The 15546-nt window shown below is 64.7% G+C and carries 15 protein-coding genes; 6 read left to right on the top strand and 9 right to left on the bottom strand.

Annotated features, from left to right (window positions below):
- Positions 1–7: 7 nt before the first annotated feature.
- The 3 genes from carB to H0241_RS16450 form a co-directional block, all read right to left on the bottom strand.
- Entirely contained in the window at positions 8–3511 is a 3504-nt protein-coding gene (gene carB, locus H0241_RS16460) for a carbamoyl-phosphate synthase large subunit (protein ID WP_181058709.1), read from the bottom strand.
- Positions 3512–3874: 363 nt separating this feature from the next.
- Positions 3875–4801 carry an SH3 domain-containing protein gene (locus H0241_RS16455; protein WP_181058708.1) on the bottom strand — a complete coding sequence of 309 codons (927 nt, stop codon included), beginning with the start codon at positions 4799–4801 and terminating at the stop codon, positions 3875–3877.
- Positions 4802–4941: 140 nt separating this feature from the next.
- Positions 4942–5718 carry a metallophosphoesterase family protein gene (locus tag H0241_RS16450; protein ID WP_181058707.1) on the bottom strand — a complete coding sequence of 259 codons (777 nt, stop codon included), beginning with the start codon at positions 5716–5718 and terminating at the stop codon, positions 4942–4944.
- A gap of 205 nt (positions 5719–5923) precedes the next feature.
- Between H0241_RS16450 and H0241_RS16445 the strand changes: the two genes are divergently transcribed.
- On the top strand, positions 5924–6394 hold the full coding sequence (locus tag H0241_RS16445) for a nucleoside deaminase (RefSeq protein ID WP_181058706.1): 471 nt from the start codon (positions 5924–5926) through the stop codon (positions 6392–6394).
- Positions 6395–6417: 23 nt separating this feature from the next.
- On the opposite strand, the gene H0241_RS16440 is transcribed toward H0241_RS16445, so the two are convergent.
- The gene (locus H0241_RS16440) at positions 6418–6774 is read right to left on the bottom strand and encodes an ArsR/SmtB family transcription factor (RefSeq protein WP_181058705.1); all 357 of its coding nucleotides are present in this window, start codon (positions 6772–6774) and stop codon (positions 6418–6420) included.
- 206 nt (positions 6775–6980) lie between these two features.
- Here H0241_RS16440 and H0241_RS16435 point away from each other — a divergent pair, with 206 nt between their 5' ends.
- The gene (locus tag H0241_RS16435) at positions 6981–8159 is read left to right on the top strand and encodes an MFS transporter (protein ID WP_181058704.1); all 1179 of its coding nucleotides are present in this window, start codon (positions 6981–6983) and stop codon (positions 8157–8159) included.
- Positions 8160–8248: 89 nt separating this feature from the next.
- Here H0241_RS16435 and H0241_RS16430 read toward each other — a convergent pair whose 3' ends face one another.
- Entirely contained in the window at positions 8249–8713 is a 465-nt protein-coding gene (locus H0241_RS16430) for a MarR family winged helix-turn-helix transcriptional regulator (RefSeq protein ID WP_181058703.1), read from the bottom strand.
- Between the two features lie 180 nt (positions 8714–8893).
- On the opposite strand from H0241_RS16430, the gene H0241_RS16425 reads away from it, so the two are divergent.
- The gene (locus H0241_RS16425; RefSeq protein WP_181058702.1) at positions 8894–9688 is read left to right on the top strand and encodes an SDR family NAD(P)-dependent oxidoreductase; all 795 of its coding nucleotides are present in this window, start codon (positions 8894–8896) and stop codon (positions 9686–9688) included.
- A gap of 23 nt (positions 9689–9711) precedes the next feature.
- Here H0241_RS16425 and H0241_RS16420 read toward each other — a convergent pair whose 3' ends face one another.
- On the bottom strand, positions 9712–10311 hold the full coding sequence (locus tag H0241_RS16420; protein WP_181058848.1) for a LysE family translocator: 600 nt from the start codon (positions 10309–10311) through the stop codon (positions 9712–9714).
- Positions 10312–10408: 97 nt separating this feature from the next.
- On the opposite strand from H0241_RS16420, the gene H0241_RS16415 reads away from it, so the two are divergent.
- Complete coding sequence (locus H0241_RS16415) at positions 10409–11278, top strand: LysR substrate-binding domain-containing protein (protein WP_181058847.1); 870 nt, start codon at positions 10409–10411, stop codon at positions 11276–11278.
- Positions 11279–11504: 226 nt separating this feature from the next.
- Here H0241_RS16415 and H0241_RS16410 read toward each other — a convergent pair whose 3' ends face one another.
- The 3 genes from H0241_RS16410 to H0241_RS16400 form a co-directional block, all read right to left on the bottom strand.
- A complete protein-coding gene (locus H0241_RS16410) occupies positions 11505–12155 on the bottom strand; it encodes a dihydrofolate reductase family protein (protein WP_181058846.1) in 651 nt (216 codons plus the stop codon).
- A 123-nt stretch (positions 12156–12278) separates the two neighbouring features.
- Complete coding sequence (locus H0241_RS16405) at positions 12279–13139, bottom strand: protein-L-isoaspartate O-methyltransferase family protein (RefSeq protein WP_181058701.1); 861 nt, start codon at positions 13137–13139, stop codon at positions 12279–12281.
- A gap of 54 nt (positions 13140–13193) precedes the next feature.
- Positions 13194–14552, bottom strand: a complete 1359-nt coding sequence (locus H0241_RS16400; protein WP_181058700.1) for an Nramp family divalent metal transporter — start codon at positions 14550–14552, stop codon at positions 13194–13196.
- 242 nt (positions 14553–14794) lie between these two features.
- On the opposite strand from H0241_RS16400, the gene mntR reads away from it, so the two are divergent.
- Both mntR and H0241_RS16390 read left to right on the top strand, forming a co-directional pair.
- On the top strand, positions 14795–15250 hold the full coding sequence (gene mntR, locus H0241_RS16395; RefSeq protein ID WP_181058845.1) for a manganese-binding transcriptional regulator MntR: 456 nt from the start codon (positions 14795–14797) through the stop codon (positions 15248–15250).
- 100 nt (positions 15251–15350) lie between these two features.
- Entirely contained in the window at positions 15351–15539 is a 189-nt protein-coding gene (locus H0241_RS16390) for a hypothetical protein (protein ID WP_181058699.1), read from the top strand.
- The last annotated feature ends 7 nt before the right edge of the window (positions 15540–15546 follow it).

Raw genomic sequence — 15546 nt, 5'->3', positions numbered from 1 at the left:
TACCCATCTAAGCAAAATATTCCTGCAGTGGCCTGACCTCCAGGCTCCCCGCCTTCAGCGCCGCAATCGCCTCCGCCACTGCGGCAGCCCCCGACAGCGTCGTGTAATACGGCACCTTTTGCATCAGCGTGGCGCGGCGCAGCGACTTTGAGTCCGAGACCGCTTTCTGGCCGTCCGTGGTGTTGAAGACGATCTGGACCTGGCGGTTGCGGATGGCGTCTTCGATGTGGGGGCGGCCTTCCAGTACCTTGTTGATTTTCTGTGCGTCGACGCCGTTTTCGGCGAGGAAACGGGCGGTGCCTGATGTCGCCAGCACTTTGAAGCCCTGGCCGGCGAGGCGCTTGACCGCCGGCAGGATGCCCTTCTTGTCCTCGTCGCGCACCGAGACGAACAGCGTGCCGGAACGCGGCAGGTCGACGCCGGCGCCGAGCTGGCTCTTGGCGAAGGCGAGCGCAAAGTCGCGGTCGAGGCCCATGACCTCGCCGGTCGAACGCATTTCCGGGCCGAGCAGAATGTCGACGCCGGGGAAGCGGGCGAACGGGAAGACGGCTTCCTTGACCGCGATGTGGCCGGGGTTCCTCGGGTCGGGCATGGCGCCGTAATGGGCGAAGGCGTCTTCCAGTTTCTCGCCGGCCATGATGCGGGCAGCGATTTTCGCAATGGGCCGGCCGATGGTCTTGGCGACGAAGGGCACGGTGCGCGACGCGCGCGGGTTGACCTCCAGCACATAGACCGTGCCGTCCTTGATCGCATACTGCACGTTCATCAGGCCGCCGACATTGAGTGCGCGGGCGAGGGCTGCCGTCTGGCGCTCCAGCTCGTCGACGAGTTCCGAGGGCAGCGAGTGAACGGGGAGCGAGCAGGCACTGTCGCCCGAATGGATGCCGGCCTCCTCGATGTGCTCCAGGATACCCGACACGAATGTGTCCTTGCCGTCGCAGAGGCAGTCGACATCGACCTCGATGGCGCCACTGAGATAGGTGTCGAACAGCAGCGGGTTCTTGCCCAGCAGCGTGTTGATCTGGCCGGTCTTGTCGTTGGGATATTTCTGCTTGATGTCCTCCGGCACCAGGCCGGGCACGGTGTCGAGCAGATAGGATTGCAGCATGCCCTCGTCATGGATGATCTGCATGGCGCGGCCGCCGAGCACATAGGACGGGCGCACCACCAGCGGGAAGCCGAGCTCGCCGGCGACGAGGCGGGCCTGCTCGACCGAATAGGCGATGCCGTTCTTCGGCTGGGTCAGGTTCAGCTTGTGCAACAGCTTCTGGAAACGGTCGCGGTCTTCGGCGAGATCGATCATGTCGGGTGACGTCCCAAGGATCGGGATGCCAGCCTTCTCCAGCGCGTCGGCGAGCTTCAGCGGCGTCTGGCCGCCGAACTGGACGATGACGCCGACGAGTTCGCCCGAGGCCTGCTCGGCGCGCAGGATCTCCAGCACGTCTTCCGCCGTCAGCGGCTCGAAGTAGAGCCGGTCCGAGGTGTCGTAGTCGGTCGACACGGTCTCGGGGTTGCAGTTGATCATGATCGCTTCATAGCCGGCGTCGCGCAGGGCGAAGGCGGCATGGCAGCAGCAATAGTCGAACTCGATGCCCTGGCCGATGCGGTTGGGGCCGCCGCCGAGGATGACGACCTTCTTGCGCGATGAGACCTGCGCCTCGTTGGCGAGCGCGCCGGCGAAGGGCACTTCATAGGTCGAATACATATAGGCGGTCGGCGAGGCGAACTCGGCGGCGCAGGTGTCGATGCGCTTATAAACCGGATGAACGTCGAGCTTTTCACGAATCTTCTGAATCACTTCGGCGTCGGTCTTCGTCAGCGACGCGAGGCGGGCGTCGGAGAAACCCATCGCCTTCAGCATGCGCAGATTGACGGCATCCTGCGGGATGCCGTGCTCGCGGATGCGGGCTTCCATGGCGAGAATGCCGGCGATCTGTTCGAGGAACCAGGGGTCGATCTTGCACATGGCGTGCACGTCTTCGAGCGAGGTGCCCATGCGGATCGCCTGCGCCACCATGCGCAGCCGGTCGGGCGTCGGCGTGCCGAGCGCGGCGCGAATGGCGTTGCGGTCGTCGACGTGGCTGGCGGGCGCGGTCCCATGACCAAGGCCGGGGATTTCGATCTCGTCGAGGCCGGTCAGGCCGGTCTCGAGACCGCGCAGCGCCTTCTGCAAAGACTCCTGGAAGGTGCGGCCGATGGCCATGACTTCGCCGACCGACTTCATGGCGGTGGTCAGCACCGGCTCGGCGCCGGGGAATTTCTCGAAGGCAAAGCGCGGGATTTTGGTGACGACGTAATCGATCGACGGCTCGAAGGAAGCGGGCGTGGCGCCGCCGGTGATGTCGTTCTCCAGCTCGTCAAGCGTGTAGCCGACGGCGAGCTTGGCAGCGATCTTGGCGATGGGGAAGCCGGTCGCCTTGGAGGCCAGAGCGGACGAGCGCGAGACGCGCGGGTTCATCTCGATGACCACGAGGCGGCCATCGGCGGGGTTGACGGCGAACTGGACATTGGAGCCGCCGGTCTCGACGCCGATCTCGCGCAGCACCGCGATCGAGGCGTTGCGCATCATCTGGTATTCTTTGTCAGTGAGCGTCAGGGCAGGGGCTACGGTGATGGAGTCGCCGGTATGCACGCCCATCGGGTCGATGTTCTCGATCGAGCAGACGATGATACAATTGTCCGCCTTGTCGCGGACGACCTCCATCTCATATTCCTTCCAGCCGAGCACGCTTTCCTCGATCAGCACTTCGGTGGTTGGGGAGGCATCGAGGCCGGACTGGACGATGTCGTAGAATTCGGCGCGGTTGTAGGCGATGCCGCCGCCGGTGCCGCCCATGGTGAAGGACGGGCGGATGATGGCGGGCAGGCCGACATGGTCGAGCGCCTGGGCGGCGATCGCCATGCCATGGCTGATGTAGCGCTGCTTGCGGTCGCCTTCGCCGAGGTTCCAGCGGGTTTCCAGCGCGTCGAGCGCGGCGTCGAGATCGGCAGGCGCCTCGGCCTTGACGGCGGCGCGCTCGGCCTCATGCATCTTGCGGTCGGTGTTCTTGACGTCGGTGGCGTTGGCCAGCATCGACTTCGGTGTTTCCAGGCCGATCTTCTGCATCGCCTCGCGAAACAGCGCGCGATCCTCGGCCTTGTCGATTGCCGTGGCGTCGGCGCCGATCATCTCGACATTGTAACGCTCGAGCACGCCCATGCGGCGCAGCGACAAAGCGGTGTTGAGCGCGGTCTGGCCGCCCATGGTCGGCAGCAACGCGTCGGGGCGTTCCTTGGCGATGATCTTGGCGACGACCTCGGGCGTGATCGGCTCGATATAGGTGGCGTCGGCCAGTTCCGGATCGGTCATGATGGTGGCCGGGTTGGAATTGACCAGGATGACGCGAAAGCCTTCTTCCTTCAGCGCCTTGCAGGCCTGGGTGCCGGAATAGTCGAACTCGCAGGCCTGGCCGATGACGATGGGGCCGGCCCCGATGATCAGGATCGACTTGATGTCGGTGCGTCTTGGCATCGTTGTGAGTTCCGTTCGGCGAGCGGCTTGCACGAAAAACCGGGACGGGAAGACCCGGCCGGTTGTGCTTGCGATTCTGGTATCAGGCTAGGAGGGCCTTATAGGGAAGAGTTTTGGGAGATGTAACCCCGAAAATGCGGGATTGTGGGGGTTCCAACACTCAAGCGCTGTGATCCGTCGCACCCCCCTCTGCCCTGCCGGGCATCTCCCCCTCAAGGGGGGAGATTGGATGTCAATTCGGCTTTCGCCAATTTTCATGGTGAAAAGAGGAGCCAGCGTCAAAGCTGCCAATCTCCCCCCTTGAGGGGGAGATGTCCGGCAGGACAGAGGGGGGTGCTGTCCCGCCGGCGTTCGAGGCTCAAGCTAACCTCCGGTCGCCACGGCGTCGGTAATCTCGAAGCGCTCGGAGGCGCCGATACGGATCATGTTCAAGCTGCCCTCGCGGGTGAAGCGGAATTCGTCGGGAGAGTCCGAGCCGACAGGCAGGCCGCCATGAAAGCTGATGATGCGCGCGCCGCCGTCCGGCCAAGTCACGGTCACGGCGCTGTCGCCGCCGGTATGGGCGACGCTTATCTGGCACTGGGTCATCGGCTCGCCGACATGGCGGGCGCAGGGGACGCCCGGGGCGGGCGGGAAAGCGGATGGCTCGACCGCCGCGAAGGCCAGGCCATAGGCGTCATCCATGGCGGTCCTGCCGATGGCGTCGGCGGATTTCGGCGCGCCGCGATCGGCCGGCGCATCCTCGCCGAGCCGCGCCTTGAGGTCGGGCGGCGGTGCGGTAGGGGCAGCCGGCGCAGACGCAGCCGGAGGGGACGGCATCGCAGCTTCGGCGGCCGGCGCCGCCGCTCCGCCGACGGCATCTGGTGTCTGGCCTGCTTGTGGCGTCGTGTCGTCCGGTGTCTGGCTGGCACTGGCGACAGCGGGCGCGTCCGCCGATTGGTCGGATTCGGGCACTGTCGCCGGATTGACCGGAACGAGATAGCGCGCCGGCGCCCAGCCGGTGACGGCGGGATTGTCTGAGACAATCTTGCACCAGGGATGTCCGTCAATGTCGTTGCAGCCGAGGTTGCGCACGCTCGCACCGGCAGCCACCCGCGCCTCGGTCTTGCCGAGCGGCGATGGCTTGGCGCGGATGTTGAGCAGATCGTCGGGGGCAAGCCCGGTGACGATGGAGATGAAGGGCGCATCTTCGGCGTGGGCCGGGATAGCAGCCAGCCACGCCGCCGTCAGCAGCGGAACGGCAATCAGCGCATGCAGACTTGTTCGGAGCGTAACTATGCGCCTCATCATTGGCCGTGCGCTGATACCTTTGCCGCGACAGGTCCTGCCGCATGCCGAGGCGGTTTATAAGGGACGATGCTGCGCCATGTAAGTCCGAAATGCGTCCGATCTTTGGTGGCGGGAGGCGGAAGCAGGGCACGGCTGCGCGGTCAAGCGGAGCCTTGCCAAGCGGGTTTGGGCATGAAGCCGGTTCGCAGCGCATGCGCCCATTCCGGCCGTCCCGCCTGTTCGGCCTGCCTGGCCGCCGCTTCGTGGTCGTAGTCAACGGCGATGGTCTCGAAACGGTCGGATCCTTCGCCACCCAAGGTGACGATGCCGTAGCGCGCATGCGGGCTGCCTTGCTCCGAAACATGCGCCGGCGGTGTGTCGTCGTCATAGGCGGGAGCGCCGACGCTGCCGGGGTTGAAGAGGACAGGGCCGCCGGGAATGCGGATCAGCTCCGGGCGATGGCTGTGACCGCACAGCACGATGCGGCAGGCGGGGTCGAGCGGCTTCAGCCGCCGCTGGATAGCCGCAAGCGGCGCGCGCACCAGTTGGCCATCGACGATCGCATCGAGCAGATATTTCTCGTCATGGTCGGGCCGGGCATGAAAAGCGACCACGCCCGGAATGATCTCCAACATGAAGGGCAGGGCGAACAGGGCCTCGCGCTGCGCGGATGTCAGCCGCTCCTGCGCATAGCGGTCGGAAGCCCACATCGTGTCGTCGGCCGGATCGACAGCGACGCGGCGGTCATGGTTGCCGCGCACCGTCGGCAGGTCGAGCGCTTCGAGCCGCTCGAATGTCTCGCGCGGCCACAGCGGGCCGGAGACGCAATCGCCGAGATTGATGGTGAGATCGGCGCCGCCGCGCCTCTCGAGATCGGCGAGCACGGCCTCCAGCGCCAGGACGTTGCCATGGATGTCGGCGAGAACGGCAATGCGCATGCGGCGGGCTCCTTGGTGCAGCCCCGTTGGAGGCTTTGCGGCCCGTCTTCGTTATCAAGCTCCTGCCTTCATTATCAAGCCCTTGAGATCGTTCTGGGCAGCCGGGAGCTTGGCTATCGCCGAAGCACTGCATCTGCTAGCTTCCACGCCGTCCAGAGTTCGTCTGGGGAGTATCTGCTCAAGACAGCCTCGGAGGGATCAGGCGATGACCCGCGACCAGATGGTTGCCCACCTTCGCGCCGCCAATGACGTCGCGCGCGAGACTGCCGCGCACGGGCATCATCCTTTCGGCTGTGTGCTCGTCGGCCCCGACGATCGCGTCCTGATGCGGCAAGGCAACATCAACACCATGCGCCACGCCGAAACCGAGCTCTGCCGGCGTGCCGCGGACGCCTATCCGCCGGAATTCCTCTGGTCCTGCACGCTGGTCACAACCGGCGAGCCCTGTGCGATGTGCACCGGAACGCTCTACTGGGCCAATATCGGCCGGCTGGTCTATGGCTACGAGGAGACCAAGCTTCTCGCGCTGACTGGCGACCATGCCGAGAATCCGACGATGAGCCTGTCGTCGCGGACAGTGCTTGGCTCCGGGCAGAAGCCGGTCGAGGTCCACGGTCCTTTCCCCGAGATGGACGAGGAGCTTCTCGCCCCGCATATCGGTTTTTGGCAGCGCTAGGAACGGCCTGACTTCGGCACCAGCTAGGCCGGCACTTCGATGTCGTGGCCGCCGACCGCGGGCAGGGCAGGGTCGTCGCCAGCCGCGGCGATGACGCTGTCGAGCAGGCCGGGGAAGCGGGCGTCGAGATCGGTGCGGCGCAGCGTGATCATCCGGTTGGTGCCGACCACTTCGGCGCGGGTGACGCCGGCTTCGCGCAGTTTGGCGAGGTGATAGCTGAGATTGGTCTTCGAGCCGAGATCGAGGAACTGGCTGCAGTTCAGCGCCACGCCTTCCTTGCTCGCGAGATAGCGCACGATGGCGAGCCTGGTCGGGTCGCCAAGCACGGCGAGCACGATCGGCAGGCTGATCTGGTCTGTATTGGGGTGCGGCAAGGTCATGGCCCGAAACTAAGCACAGTCGGTGGCGATTTCAACGCGTCCATCTTGTCCGGCGCATACACAGTGTTTCTCCGTTTCGCGATCGAGGCTACCGGCTGTCCTGACACAGGGCTGTCAGCAGGCTTCAGCTATTTTTGGCCATCTTCATTGACATCATGCCCTGTTATGTCCAATTGTTCAATAACTTTTGAACTAAGGACACCCCAATGGACAAGCGCCTCTTCTGGCTTGCGCTCGGATCGTTCACGATCTCGACCGAAGGCTTTGTCATTTCCAGCCTTTTGCCCGATATCGCCGGCGATGCCGGCATTTCGATTCCGCTCGCCGGCACGCTGATCACCGCCTTTGCGCTCGCTTATGCGATCGGCACGCCGATCCTGGCGACGCTGACCGGTGAATGGGACCGGCGCCGCGTCATTCTGTGGACGCTGGTGTTCTTCGTCATCGGTAATCTGGTGGCGGCGCTCAGCTCGTCCTTCGAACTGCTGCTCATAGCCCGCATCATCATGGCGCTGTCGTCGGGGCTGTTTGCCGCGACCGCGCAAGGCACGGCGGTGGCGCTGGTCGATGACCATCACCGGGCGCGCGCCATTGCAGTCGTCGTCGGCGGCACCACCGTGGCGGTTGCGCTCGGCGCACCGCTCGGCGCGCTGGTCGCGACGATCGCCGGCTGGCGCGGCACCTTCTTTGCCATTGCCGGGCTCGGCGCGCTGGTCGGCGCGATCCTGTGGTACCGGCTGCCGCGCGGCATTGTCGGCACCAGGCTGCCGCTGAAGCGGCGGCTGGCCGCGGCGCTGCGCCCCGGTGTCATGCCGATCCTGTTGACCACGGCGCTCGCCCTGATCGGCGCCTTTTCGGTGTTTTCCTATATCGCACCGCTGGCCATCCAGAGCGGCGGCTTGAGCCCGCTGGCACTGCCCGGCATGCTGCTCGCCTTCGGCGTCGGCGCCGTCATCGGCAACATCGCCGGCGGCCAGGCGGCCGACCGGTTCGGCGCGACGCGCACCGTCGGCTGGTCGCTGGCGCTGAGCGCCGCCATGCTGGTCATGCTCTCGGTCGTGCCGACCTTCCTGCCGCAGCATCTCGCCGGGCCGGTGTTGATGGCCATGATGGTGCCGTGGGGCATGGTCGGCTGGGCATTCCCGCCGGCGCAGGCCAGCCGGATCATCAAGCTGGCGCCCGATGCCGCCCCGATCGTGCTGTCGCTCAACGCCTCGGCGCTCTATCTCGGTGTGGCGCTGGGAGCTGTGGTCGGCGGCGCCGTGCTGCGCTACGGCGTGCCGGCCGACCTCGGCCTCATCGCCGCCATCTTCCCGCTGATCGGGCTTGGCGTGGTGCTGGCCGGCCGCTGGGCGGCCCGGCTGGCCGCCGTGCCGGCGGAGTAGAACTACTAGTTTGACGCAATTCCGGACGGAAAAACCGCCCAACACTTTTCCTGGAATTGCTTTTCGAGATTTGCTTGCCGGCCGCTCTTTCAGCTTGAAGGGGCGGCCGGCGGCACTTCGTAGTCCAGCGCCGCGACTTCGTCGAGCATGGCGCGCAGATCCGCCGCTCGTTGCTGGCCGACCAGCGCCTCGAACCGCTGCTGGGCAAAGCTCCACAATTTCGTCGTCTCCTCGAGTTTGGCGAGGCCTTGGGGTGTCAGCCGCACCCGCTTGACGCGGCGATCGTCCTTGTCGGCGAAAGTCTCGACATAGAAGTCGCGGATCAGCGGCTTCAGCGTGTGGCCGAGCGCCGACAGATCCATAACCATCTCTTCTGCAATCGTGCCCATCGCCGGCTCGCTGCCGACATGGATCTGGTAGAGCAGGCCATATTGCGTGCCCTTCAGGCCCGAAGGCGCGATCACATCGTCATAGAAGCGGCTGAGCTTGCGCGCGGCGCGCCGCAGCGTTGCATTGTTGCAAGGGCTGAAGCCCGGCATCGCAGTCTTGTCCATCACGACTCCTCGCCGGCAAAAAGCGTCTGCCGGCCTGCCGCAGAAATAGTTTCTGCCGCCTCCGTTGACAAGATAGTGGCATATACCTATTTCCCAGATAGTGGTATATGCCACTAATTGGAAATCAGGCGGCGGGACTGGAGATTTCCGTCTCGCAGGGCAGCGAAAAGGAACACGACAATGAGTGGACAGGACAACAAGGGTACCGCGGTCATCACCGGCGCATCGGCCGGCATAGGTGCTGTCTATGCCGACCGGCTGGCAGGGCAGGGCTATGATCTGGTGCTGGTGGCGCGGCGCGCCGACCGGCTCGAGGAACTGGCTGAAAAGCTGCGTTATGCCTACAAGCGCAAGGTCAGCGTGATCGCCGCCGATCTCGCCGACGACAATGATGTGCGCCGCGTGGAAAAGGCCATTTCTGCCGACGACAGCGTGACGCTGCTGGTCAACAATGCCGGTATCGGCGGCCAGCAGGTGGTGGCAACCGCCGACGCCGACGAGGCCGAGCGCATGATCAAGGTCAACGTCATTGCCTTGACCCGTCTGACCCGCGCCGTGCTGCCGGGGCTTCTGGCGCGCAACCGCGGCGCCATCGTCAACATCGCTTCGGTGCTTGCCTATGAGACCTCGTTCGGCGGCATCTACAGCGGCACCAAGGCCTATGTCGTCAACTTCACCGAGGGGCTGCACCGCGAGGTCGCCGGCACCAATGTGAAGGTGCAGGCGGTGCTGCCGGGCGCGACCCGCACCGATTTCTGGGAACTTGCCGGCAGCGATATCGACCAGCTGCCGAAGGAAATCATCATGAGCGCCGACGATATGGTCGACGCCGCCCTTGTCGGTCTCGCCAGGGGCGAAGCCGTCACCGTGCCGGCGCTGGCCGATGCCGCCAAGATCGACACCTTCCTCGGTGCAAGGCAAGCCTTCTACGGCAGCCTGCACGCCGACAAGCCGGCCGCCCGTTACGCAGCTTGAGGGCTGGATGTGGCGGTCGGCGCCTACGCCGTCCGCCACATCGGAATGATCGACGCCGCCAGCACCAGCGCCAGCACGATGTTGAGCGCGCGCCATTGCCATTCGGTCTTGAGCAGCCGCGCCAGCACCATGCCCGCCACGCACCAGACGGACAGCGAGATGGCGGCGGTGAGGCCGAAGGTCGAGCCGAGCAGCAGGGCGAGTTGTCCCGGTCCGTCGGCGAGGGCCGCGAAAGAGGCCGCGGCACCCAGGCCCATCGCCCAACCCTTCGGGTTCATCCACTGAATGCCGGCGCCGCCGAAGAAGGAGTTGGGCTTGGCCATCGTCACATCGAGATTGGGTGGCCCGGCGCGGCCGATCTTGATCGCCAGCCAGATCAGATAGAGCGAGCCGATGATCTTCATCGCCAGCTGCAGCGACGGCATGGCCAGCAGCAGGCCGGCGAGCCCGGCGGCAGCAGCCCCGGTCACCGTGGCAAGGCCGGCGGCACTGCCGGCCATCAGGGGAACAGAGCGGCGAAAGCCGAACTGCGCGCCCGAGGCGGTGGACAAAGTGGTGGCGATGCCGGGTGTGGCAGTGGCCACGAAGGCAAACAGGATGAGCGGCAGGATGGGCTGGAGCATGGTGCGTCCTTCATCGGAGGCGCCCATGGTAGACTCCCGCCTGCTTCAGTAAATGCAATGTTTGCGATGTCTGACATTAGCAGATATAATGCTGGGCATGATCCGAAACCTCGACATGGCTCTGATCCGTACCTTCGTCACCGTCGCCGACAAGGCCAGCATGACGGTTGCGGCGAACGCGCTGCACCTGACGCAAGGCGCCGTCAGCCAGCAGGTCAAACGGCTGGAGGAGGCGCTGGGCTGCAGCCTGTTCGAGCGCGACCGGCGGGGCTTGCGGCTGACACGGCCCGGCGAGCGACTGTTCGGCAAGGCAAAGCGGCTGCTTGGCCTCAATGACGAGATCTGGGCCGAGATGGCGGGCACCGAGGTCGCCGGCCAGGTGCGGCTCGGTGTGCCCTACGACCTTGTCGGCACCTTGCTGGCGCCGGTGCTAAAGGCCTATGCCGAGACCTATCCGCAGGTCGAGATTTCACTGCTCTGCGCCGCCTCGCCGGACCTCACTGCTGCCCTTGCAGCCGGCACCATCGATCTCGCGGTCATCGAGGAACGGGTCGGCCCGTCGGCCGGTGAATGCCTTGCCATCGACCGGCTGGTCTGGGTCGGAGCCAAGGGCGGCGTCGCCCGCGCCAAGCGGCCGCTGCCGGTGTCGATCGTCGCCGACACCTGCGCTTTCCGCCCGGTGGTGCTGTCGGCGTTGAACGAGCATGGTTTGGAATGGCGCACCGTGTTCGAAAACGGCAACATCGACGCGACGACCGCGACGGTGCGCTCCGACCTCGCCGTCACAGCATGGCTCGCCTCCACTGTGCCGGCCGACCTCGACATTCTGCCCTTCGATACCGGGCTGCCGCCGCTGCCGAATTTTTCGATCAACCTGCATCTGCCAAGGTTTGGCGCGGCGCCGGCCGCGCAGGAGTTTGCACGGTATATCAGGGATGGGCTGGCACGGCGGGCCGTGGCGGCTTGAAAGTCGCACTTCGCTGGAGCACCCCTCATCCGTCTCGGCGCTTCGCGCCGATCCACCTTCTCCCACAAGGGGAGAAGGAAGAGGCGCACCCATGTCACCGCTAATTGCAAACGCTGGAGATTGGCTTAGCCGCGTGGGCCAGGCTCCACCTTCTCCCCTTGTGGGAGAAGGTGGCCGAGCGAAGCTCGGTCGGATGAGGGGTGTTCCAGCTTGGCGCCAAGTCCGATCACTTCCAGTTCTTGCGCCGCTCGAGCTCGGCGTCGGACGGATCCTGCGTGGCGAACGATCCGACCTTGATTTCGCCCGCGCGTTCGTAGGTCGCCATGATGACGCCGGTGGTGGTGGCCTGCGACTTCACGAGCTTGAAGGCGGCCGGCATCGCGCCGCCATCGAACAGCCGCTTGCCCTTGCCCAGCAGCAGCGGGAAGATCATCAGCCGGATCTCGTCGATCAGCCCGTTGGCCAGCAAGGTCTGGATCAGCTCGCCCGAACCCTGGATGAGCAGGTCAGGCCCATCCTCCTGGCTGAGGCGGCGCAACGCCGCGACGATATCTTCCCCAAGCCATTGCGTATTTTCCCAGGTGAGTGTGTCAGGCCGATGCGTCGCCACATATTTGGTCGCAGGGTTGAAGGCATCTCCGATCGGATCTTTCTGATACGGCCAGTACGCGGCGAAGATGTCGTAGGTTCTGCGGCCGAGCAGCAGGGCGAAGGGTTTGGAGAACAGCTCATCCATTGCCACGCCCGCCACCTCGTCAAAGTAGTGGAAGGTCCAGCCGCCGAACTCGAAGCCGCCAACCGGATCCTCTTCCGGACCACCTGGCGCTTGCATGACGCCGTCGAGGCTGACGAAGGTGGCGGCGATGATCTTCCTCATTGGATTTTTCCTTCTCTTTTGGTCCGCGCCGTCGGGGACGGACTTCAGATCCAAGGACGGATGGGCCGGCATCCGTCCGACGGGCGACGGCAATAATTTCCACCGCGCCTTGATGAACGATACCTATAGCTGCTTTCGCCCGCTGCCAGGAGCCTGCGACGAAAACCAGAGGTCGCCGATGACAGCGGTGGCGGTGCTGTCGGGCACCCTGTCCGAAGTCAGCCAGATAGAACGGCTGCTCGCCGCTCTCTTGAGGTCAGGAATTTTCGCCGCTGACCTAGCCACTGAAGCGCCAACGCAAGGGATAAACCATGATCGCATGAACGGGTCGCAGGCAAAGCCTTTGTCGGTGCGGGTCACCATCACGGCCAGACCGACGCTCGGGGACGGACGCCAGGGAAAGATCATGCGGCCGCCGGGCTTCAGCACTCGCAGCCAGGCAACCGGCGGCGCCACAACACCGGCGTTGACATAGATGATGTCGGAAGGCGGCAGGTCGCTTGTGACCGCATCGCCATGGACGACGCTCACATTGTCATAGGTTTCGAGGTTCATTGTCGCTCTGGCAGCAAGATCGGCCTCCAGTTCGAAGGCGGTCACCCGGCCCGGCGAAACCAGGCGGGCCAGCAAGGCGGTGTAGTAGCCGGTGCCGGCGCCGACATGGGTGACGGCCTCACCCGGTCTCGGGGCAATCCTGCCGATCCACATGGCGTGCAGCGAGGGCTCGCCATTGTTGATGCCCTTGTCGGCATCGAGCGCCACCAGCACATCCTGATAGATGTGAACCGGATCGGCGCTCGGCGTCATGATCCGGCCGTTGCCTGTGATGAGCGCCCTGCCGGCGACGACTGTCCAAGGTCCGGGACCGAGGAAGGCCTCGCGCGGCACCGTGGCGAACGCCTCTTCGAGACGCGGATCGGCCGAGCCGGCACTGGCCGCCATCAGCTGTGCATAGAATTTCCTGGCGTCTTCGACCTTAGTCATGGTGCGCTACAAGATAGCGCGAACTGCCGGTTTGTCGCGGTTGTAAGGGGAAATTCAGCCGACGCCGAAGACGGTGTCGTAGAGCAGCTTGAAGTTGAGCACCAGGATGATGGCGGCGACCACCCAGGCAAGGGCCGCGACGCTACGCGGAATGGCAAGGTTGCCCATCTTCTCCTTGTCGGAGACGAACTGCACCAGCGGGATGACCGCGAAGGGCAGCTGCATCGACAGGATTACCTGGCTGAAGACCAGCAGCTGGCCGGTGCCCTTTTCGCCGTAGAGCGCGGTGACGATCACGACCGGAACGATGGCGATGCCGCGCGTCAGCAGCCGGCGCGCCCATTGTGGAATGCGCAGGCGCAAAAAGCCTTCCATGACGATCTGGCCGGCCAGTGTGGCCGTCACCGTCGAATTGAGGCCCGAGGCTAGCAGCGCCACCGCAAACAGGATCGAGGCGATGCCGAGGCCAAGCAGCGGCGAGAGGAGTTCGAAGGCCTGGCCGATCTCCGCGACGTCCTGGTGGCCGGTGCCGTGGAAGGCGACGGCCGAGACGATCAGGATGGAAGCGTTGACGAACAGCGCCAGGACGAGTGCGATGGTCGAGTCGGTCGTGGCCCATTTGATGGCATCGCGCTTGCCCTTTTCGGTCCGCTCGTAGGCGCGCGTCTGCACGATCGAGGAGTGCAAGTACAGATTGTGCGGCATGACCGTGGCGCCGATGATGCCGATGGCGATGTAGAGCATCGCCGGGTTGGTGACGATCTGCGTCGACGGCACGAACATCGAATGCAGGATCGAGCCGACCGGCGGCGCGGCGGCAAAGATCTGGATGGCGAAACAGCCGAAGATGATGATCAGAAGCGCGATGACGAAGGCTTCGAGATAGCGGAACCCCTTGTTCATCAACAAAAGCACGATGAAAGCGTCGAGCGCCGTCAGCATGGCGCCGCCGATCAGCGGAATGCCGAACAGAAGCTGCAGCGCAATCGCCGTGCCGATCACTTCGGCGAGGTCGCAAGCGATGATCGCGAGTTCGCAGGCGATCCACAGCACGAAACTGACGGGGCGCGGATAGTAGGCTCGGCAAGCCTGAGCGAGGTCGCGGCCGGTGGCGATGCCAAGCCGGGCGGCGAGCGCCTGCAGCAGGATCGCCATCAGGTTCGACAGCATGATGATAAACAAAAGCGTGTAGCCGAACTGGGCGCCACCGGCGAGGTCGGTTGCCCAGTTGCCCGGGTCCATATAGCCGACCGAAACCATGTAGCCCGGCCCCATGAAGGCGAACAGACGGCGGAACCAGACGCCGGATTGCGGCACCGCGATCGTGGAATTCACCTCACGCAGACTGGGCGGATTGTCTTCCGGCCTGTCAAATCGCCAGGCTGATCCCACGGTTGCGTCGGCTTCGGACATGGTAGGCTTTCCACTGAAGGGATTGGTATCTGTCATCCTATCTATGCCAGGGCTCAACATTATGCAATAGGCTATATTTCATTGTATATGCTTCTTGCGGGGTAGACGATGGACGCGCAGGGGGTGATCGCAAACGCCGGTTGCGCCTGCCATGGAATGCAAATAAACGGCTGGAACAGTTAAGCCCGTGCTATGAATGGCAAAGGGCGATTGATTTGTCGAAAGCCAAGAGGGAACACGTATTGGCGCTGAAGCACAAACCGGTTCGACGCGAAGAGCCGCTTCCGGATGCCGATGTTCATTCCGAAGGCTTCCGGCACACGCGCGAAGCGCGCCGCAGCGCGCTGGTCGAGGATTATGTCGAGCTGATCGCCGACCTGATCGAGGACGGCAACGAGGCGCGTCAGGTCGATATCGCGGCGAGGCTCGGCGTCGCCCAGCCGACGGTGGCCAAGATGCTGACCAGGCTGTGCGCCGACGGGCTCGTCTCCCGCAAACCCTATCGTGGCGTGTTCCTCACCGATGCCGGCCGCAAGGTGGCGGAGGAGAGCCGCATTCGCCACCAGACGGTGGAAGCCTTTTTGCGCTCGCTCGGTGTCAGCGCCGAAACGGCGCGCATCGATGCCGAAGGCATCGAGCACCATGTCAGCGCCGAGACGCTGGAAGCATTTCGCAAGGCGATGATCGCGCCACGTTGAGGCTTGCGAGCCTCGGACCAAAGTCCGCCGGAACCTCCGCACCTCAGGCTCGTTGCTCCTGACGTCGCGCGCGATTGTTGCGCGCCAAGGGAGGAAAACCATGGGCGTTGAACAGGCACCGACCGCGAAGGGCAAGCAGGCCGCCAGGGGATTGAAGCAGGCAGCCGCCAAGGACGAGCGCAAGACCGAGGCCGAAACCGGCCGGGCGCTGAAGAAGGGCGCCGCGCGTTTCGAGGAACGCTCCAGAAGTTCGGATGGCAAAAGCGCCGGCGCCAAGCAGAAGAGCTGAGTTCTCG

This window comes from Mesorhizobium neociceri, from assembly GCF_013520985.1.
Lineage (GTDB): Bacteria > Pseudomonadota > Alphaproteobacteria > Rhizobiales > Rhizobiaceae > Mesorhizobium > Mesorhizobium neociceri.
This window is presented reverse-complemented; position numbering and strand designations above follow the sequence as displayed.

Excerpts from the sequence above, each read along its gene's own strand:
- H0241_RS16400 (WP_181058700.1), bottom strand. The coding sequence starts at position 14,552 with ATGTCCGAAGCCGACGCAACCGTGGGATCAGCCTGGCGATTTGACAGG.
- H0241_RS16430 (WP_181058703.1), bottom strand. The coding sequence starts at position 8,713 with ATGGACAAGACTGCGATGCCGGGCTTCAGCCCTTGCAACAATGCAACG.
- H0241_RS16415 (WP_181058847.1), top strand. The coding sequence starts at position 10,409 with ATGATCCGAAACCTCGACATGGCTCTGATCCGTACCTTCGTCACCGTC.
- H0241_RS16435 (WP_181058704.1), top strand. The coding sequence starts at position 6,981 with ATGGACAAGCGCCTCTTCTGGCTTGCGCTCGGATCGTTCACGATCTCG.
- H0241_RS16410 (WP_181058846.1), bottom strand. The coding sequence starts at position 12,155 with ATGAGGAAGATCATCGCCGCCACCTTCGTCAGCCTCGACGGCGTCATG.
- H0241_RS16450 (WP_181058707.1), bottom strand. The coding sequence starts at position 5,718 with ATGCGCATTGCCGTTCTCGCCGACATCCATGGCAACGTCCTGGCGCTG.
- H0241_RS16455 (WP_181058708.1), bottom strand. The coding sequence starts at position 4,801 with ATGATGAGGCGCATAGTTACGCTCCGAACAAGTCTGCATGCGCTGATT.
- H0241_RS16405 (WP_181058701.1), bottom strand. The coding sequence starts at position 13,139 with ATGACTAAGGTCGAAGACGCCAGGAAATTCTATGCACAGCTGATGGCG.
- H0241_RS16420 (WP_181058848.1), bottom strand. The coding sequence starts at position 10,311 with ATGCTCCAGCCCATCCTGCCGCTCATCCTGTTTGCCTTCGTGGCCACT.
- H0241_RS16425 (WP_181058702.1), top strand. The coding sequence starts at position 8,894 with ATGAGTGGACAGGACAACAAGGGTACCGCGGTCATCACCGGCGCATCG.
- H0241_RS16445 (WP_181058706.1), top strand. The coding sequence starts at position 5,924 with ATGACCCGCGACCAGATGGTTGCCCACCTTCGCGCCGCCAATGACGTC.
- carB (WP_181058709.1), bottom strand. The coding sequence starts at position 3,511 with ATGCCAAGACGCACCGACATCAAGTCGATCCTGATCATCGGGGCCGGC.
- H0241_RS16440 (WP_181058705.1), bottom strand. The coding sequence starts at position 6,774 with ATGACCTTGCCGCACCCCAATACAGACCAGATCAGCCTGCCGATCGTG.
- H0241_RS16390 (WP_181058699.1), top strand. The coding sequence starts at position 15,351 with ATGGGCGTTGAACAGGCACCGACCGCGAAGGGCAAGCAGGCCGCCAGG.